The following is a 506-nucleotide window of genomic DNA, read 5'->3' as shown; positions in this document are numbered from 1 at the left end:
TGGAGGAAGAATCCATGAAAAGACGATTTCAGTGCCCGGTAGAAACGAAGAAGATGCTTGTGGTGGAGGTGCTGTCGGGTTACCGGACAGAGGTGGTCGCCCGGAAGCATGGCCTCTCCCCCAAAACATTGGGCAACTGGGTCCGCCAATATCAGGATGAGGTGAACGACCTTATGGTGAAAAAAGAGAAGGACGCCAAACAACTCCAGCAGGATGCCGCACAGTTCCATGAACTCCAAAAGAAGTACGACGAAGCAGTCAAGCTACTGGGTGAAAAAGAAGTAGAGAACCGCATGTTACGGGACCTGGTTAAAAAAAAGTACCCCGACTGGAAGTAGCTACCCATTGGATTAAACAGGGTTATCCGGTGCGTACGGTGTTGCGCATTTGTGGCGTCCCCCGTTCCACGTACTACTACCGTCTCCGTCATCCAGAACCCCAGCAGCCTGTAGGCAAAGGTCGTCCGGTTCCCGGCTACTCCTATGACCAGGCGGGTGCTCCCGTCA

1 protein-coding gene is annotated in these 506 nt (G+C 53.4%); it reads left to right on the top strand.

Going from position 1 to position 506, the window contains the following annotated elements; genetic code table 11:
• Window positions 1-14: 14 nt before the first annotated feature.
• Window positions 15-338 carry a transposase gene (locus IEY53_RS34870; protein ID WP_189032955.1) on the top strand — a complete coding sequence of 108 codons (324 nt, stop codon included), beginning with the start codon at window positions 15-17 and terminating at the stop codon, window positions 336-338.
• Window positions 339-506 lie beyond the last annotated feature (168 nt).

Origin of the sequence: Paenibacillus albidus, assembly GCF_014644435.1 — a bacterium.
GTDB lineage: Bacteria > Bacillota > Bacilli > Paenibacillales > Paenibacillaceae > Paenibacillus_AQ > Paenibacillus_AQ albidus.
Note: the sequence above shows the minus strand (reverse complement) of the source record. Positions and strands in the feature narration are given on the sequence as shown.

Bases quoted from the DNA above. Each gene is read 5' to 3' on its own strand.
- IEY53_RS34870 (WP_189032955.1), top strand. From the start codon at position 15: ATGAAAAGACGATTTCAGTGCCCGGTAGAAACGAAGAAGATGCTTGTG.